A 3,794-nucleotide genomic window follows, 5' to 3' on the forward strand; every position below is an offset into this window, starting at 1 on the left:
TGCGACGACCGATTGAATCCACCTTGCGATCCTCGGTCCGAATGCACCCGGCAACCCTGCACCGGCGGCCTCGACGCCCCTGGTCGGATCGCATAAGCGCTCTTCCCGACACCGACCGTCCGGTCCGACAGGATCCACGTTGAGGCGAGCCCTGCTGGTCCTCCCCGTCGGCGTGGTCCTCAGGGCCGTCGGTCGGGCTGAGGGGCGGCTGGTCACACCTGCGTCATCCCTGCCCGTAAAGGAGTCCGCGGGCCTCCGTGGCCGGCGATCTTCACGGAACCTTCAAGGTTGAGCCCTTCACCCGCGTCGGCGGGGCGGTCTACAGTCGATGAAAGGGCGGGCCGGCGAAGGCCGGTGCGTCGGATCAGATCGACGAAGGAGCACATCATGACCCATCACGTGAGCGCCATGCTGGAGACCTACCCGAAGGAGGTGGGGAACATCGATCGGCAGAAACTGGCCGAATGCATCCAGGCCTGCTTCGAGTGCGCCCAGACGTGCACCGCCTGCGCGGACGCCTGCCTGGCCGAGGACATGGTCGCCGACCTGAGGCAGTGCATCCGGTTGAACCTGGACTGCGCCGATGTGTGCGCCGCCACAGGCCGGATGCTGTCCCGGCAGACCGGCACCAACGTCGAGACCACCCGCGCCCTGCTCGAGGCCTGCCGGGCCGCCTGCAAGACGTGCGGGGACGAATGCGAGAGCCACGCCCAGATGCACGAGCACTGCAAGGTGTGTGCCGAGGCCTGCCGCCGGTGTGAACAGGCCTGCGCGGACCTGCTCGTCACCCTGGGTTGAGCCTGCTGATGACCGTTCCCCCTTGAGGGCGGCCAGTCGTCCATGACGTGCGCAGGGAACCCGGACCACCGTGCTCCCTCGCCGCGGAAGGCTCCCATGGACTCGGAGAAGTATCAGAGGGTCAGGAACGGTGCCGGATTCGTCGCGGCGCTGGACCAGAGCGGGGGCAGCACCCCGGCGGCCTTGCACCTCTACGGGATCGACAAGGATGCCTACTCCGGCCCAGAGGAGATGTTCGACCTGGTACACCAGGTGCGCACACGTATCATCACCAGCCCCAGCTTCGACGGTGAGCGCGTCATGGGGGCCATCCTGTTCGAGAACACAATGAACCGCCAGGTGGAGGGTTCCCCCACGGGCGACTACCTGTGGAACAGCAAAGGCATCGTGCCCTTCCTCAAAATCGACCAGGGCTTGGCCCCGGAACAGCAAGGCGCCCAGCTCATGAAACCCATCCCGCACCTGGATGACTTACTGTCTCGAGCCGTCGAAAAGCACATGTTCGGGACGAAGATGCGCTCGGTCATCAAGCTGCCCGGGGACGGGGTGGGCTCCGTCGTGGAGCAGCAGTTCGGGCTCGCCCGTCAGATCCTCGTTACCGGGCTGGTGCCCATCATCGAGCCCGAGGTGGATATCCGCAGCCCCCGCAAGGCCGAGGTGGAGGACCAGCTCAAGGCGGCAATCCTCGCCCAACTGGACAAGCTCGGAGACGACTAGTCGGTCATCCTCAAAGTGACGCTGCCGGAGCGGTCGGACTTCTACCGCGAGTTCGTGGACCATCCCCGAGTGATCCGCGTCCTGGCCCTGTCGGGCGGCTATACCCGGGCCCAGGCCACCACCCTGCTGGCCCGCAACCACGGCGTGATCGCCAGCTTCTCCCGCGCCCTGACCGAAGGGCTGAGTACGGCCCAGAGCCCAGCGCAGTTCAATGCGGTGTTGGATGAGGCCATCAACGCGATCGCGACGGCCTCTCGCACCTGACCGGAGGCCATAGGACCGCTGCGGTAGTCTGCGGCCGCCGAAGCGGTGTCCGACCACCCCCCATTCCTGGGGCCGGGCACCGCCTCAGCGGCGTCTGCCGCGCAGTTCAACGGGCAGCCACCGAGGAGCGCACGAAGTCCTGGCGCACCCCCAAGGCGCGGTCGGTGCGCCGGATGGACTCGCCGCCGTCGTCGACGGTTCCGGTGAGGGCCCGGATCGCGTCGATGTTCTCGGGGACGACGATCGCCTGGTTGTCCACCGTGTAGGTGTAGTACAGCTCGTTGCCGTCCACGGTGAGGATGTCTTCCCAGAGGGCCACCTCATACATATCACCCCGGGGCCGGCCCAGGTCCTCCATGAGTTCCACGGTGCTATTGACCGCCACGACGCCGTCCGAGCGCCGGACGAAGGCGATCCGCGGCATCGCCCGGAACGCCTCCAACACCTCCTGCTTCTCGGCCGGGCGGGTGAGCTCGATCGTCCAGTAGTGCAGGTGGTTCTGAGTGTGGGCTCCCTTGGCGGCCATGGTGACCACGTCCAGGTCCGGGACCACCGACTGGGCGTCGGGCCCCTGATGGCTGGGGATTCGGCCCTCGGGGACGATGGTGTTCATGATCCCCGAGTGGTCCGATTCCCACGGATCGGTGGCCCGGCGGATGAGCACCCCCCGGGCCTTGGACAGCAGTCCGACGTCCTTCAGCGCGGTAAGGGCCCGGACGGTGGCGGTGGTATTGCAGGACACCACCCGGGTGCTGTCCCGGCCCAGGGCGGTGGCGTAGTTGGCGTGGGCGACGAAGGAGTGGCCGGTGAGATCGTGCTTCTCCCCGCCCTGGAACACGGATTTGACCCCGTGGGCACGGTAGAGCTCCAGGTTGCCGGCGCCCACCTGGGCCGGGGTGCAGTCCACCACGACGTCAACGTTCTCGAGCAGGTCGTGCAGGCCTCCGACGACGGGAAGGCCGGCATCCGCCATCACCGGTAGGGCCTGCTCGGTAGAGGCGTAGACGGGGATACCCTTCCCGGCCGCAGTCGCGATCCGGTAGTCAGCGATGACGTCACTGACTCCGACCAACGCCATGTCCTCCTGGGCCCGGACCGCGTCGGCGACGCGTTTGCCGATGACCCCGTACCCGTTCACCGCGACCTTGATCTTGTCCTGCATGCTCGTCTCTTTTCCTGGAGGACCCGTTCCGGTTTCGGGGTCTATCGCCAGCCGCGTCTCACCGGATGCCCGCAGCGGACGACGGTGCTCAGAGCTTGTCGAGCATCTGTTGCATTTCGGTGATCTCGGCCTCCTGGTCGGCAATGACCTGCTCGGCGAGCTGCACGGCCTGCGGGTTCTGGCCGTCCTTGGCCTCGTCCTTGGCCATGTCCACGGCGCCCTTGTGGTGGGCGGTCATCTGCTCCAGGTACAACCGGGCGGCCTCGGTGCCCTGGGCCTGGTCGAGGGCGGTCATGTCCTCCTCGGACATCATCCCGGACATCCCGCCGTGGTCCATGCCCTCCATACCGTCCATGCCGTCCGTGTCCACGGGGTCTTGGCCCCAGGCGGTGAGCATGGAGTTCATGCGCTCGATCTCCGGCCCCTGGGCGTCGATGACCTTCTGGGCGAACGCGGCCACCTCCGCCGGGACGTCATCCTTGGCCAGCAGCATCTCGCTCATCTCAACGGCCTGCTGGTGGTGCGGGATCATCATTTGGGCGAACATCACGTCCGCGTCGTTGTGCTCGGCGGAGACCTCCTCAGCCGAACCGGTCGCCGAGCTAGTAGCCGATTCCGTGGCGGACGGTGTCGCGGTGTCCGTGGCCGCGGGGGTGGCGGCGGGGGCGGAGCTGGTCGCGGTGGCCGAGGCCTCAGCGCCGGCGTTCTCGTCCTGGGCGCCGGTGCCGCAGGCGGTCAAGGTCAGGGCGGAGGCCAGGGCCAGGGCGGTCAGCGTCATGGTGCGTTTCATGGTGGGTCCTTCCACAGTGGGTTGAGGGTTCATATCAGAGTTAGGGCATGTCTGACAATCGTT

General features: G+C 67.1%; 3 protein-coding genes and 1 pseudogene. 2 read left to right on the forward strand and 2 right to left on the reverse strand.

What is annotated here, in order from left to right; all coding sequences use genetic code 11:
• Positions 1-387: 387 nt before the first annotated feature.
• Both SJ20_RS10675 and SJ20_RS10680 read left to right on the forward strand, forming a co-directional pair.
• Positions 388-798, forward strand: coding sequence for a four-helix bundle copper-binding protein (locus tag SJ20_RS10675; protein ID WP_044659891.1), 411 nt, complete (start codon positions 388-390; stop codon positions 796-798).
• 96 nt (positions 799-894) lie between these two features.
• A pseudogene (locus tag SJ20_RS10680) lies at positions 895-1,779 on the forward strand (fructose bisphosphate aldolase).
• Between the two features lie 106 nt (positions 1,780-1,885).
• Here the strand turns inward: SJ20_RS10680 and SJ20_RS10685 are convergent.
• Together SJ20_RS10685 and SJ20_RS10690 are read right to left on the reverse strand one after the other, a co-directional pair.
• Positions 1,886-2,941: a type II glyceraldehyde-3-phosphate dehydrogenase gene (locus tag SJ20_RS10685; protein ID WP_002854314.1), complete on the reverse strand. Its 1,056-nt coding sequence runs from the start codon at positions 2,939-2,941 to the stop codon at positions 1,886-1,888.
• Between the two features lie 88 nt (positions 2,942-3,029).
• A complete protein-coding gene (locus SJ20_RS10690; RefSeq protein ID WP_044659892.1) occupies positions 3,030-3,731 on the reverse strand; it encodes a DUF305 domain-containing protein in 702 nt (233 codons plus the stop codon).
• Between the last annotated feature and the right edge of the window lie 63 nt (positions 3,732-3,794).

The organism is Micrococcus sp. MS-ASIII-49 (assembly GCF_000946635.1).
GTDB classification, from domain to species: domain Bacteria; phylum Actinomycetota; class Actinomycetes; order Actinomycetales; family Micrococcaceae; genus Micrococcus; species Micrococcus luteus.

Bases quoted from the DNA above. Each gene is read 5' to 3' on its own strand.
- SJ20_RS10675 (WP_044659891.1), top strand. From the start codon at position 388: ATGACCCATCACGTGAGCGCCATGCTGGAGACCTACCCGAAGGAGGTG.
- SJ20_RS10685 (WP_002854314.1), bottom strand. From the start codon at position 2,941: ATGCAGGACAAGATCAAGGTCGCGGTGAACGGGTACGGGGTCATCGGC.
- SJ20_RS10690 (WP_044659892.1), bottom strand. From the start codon at position 3,731: ATGAAACGCACCATGACGCTGACCGCCCTGGCCCTGGCCTCCGCCCTG.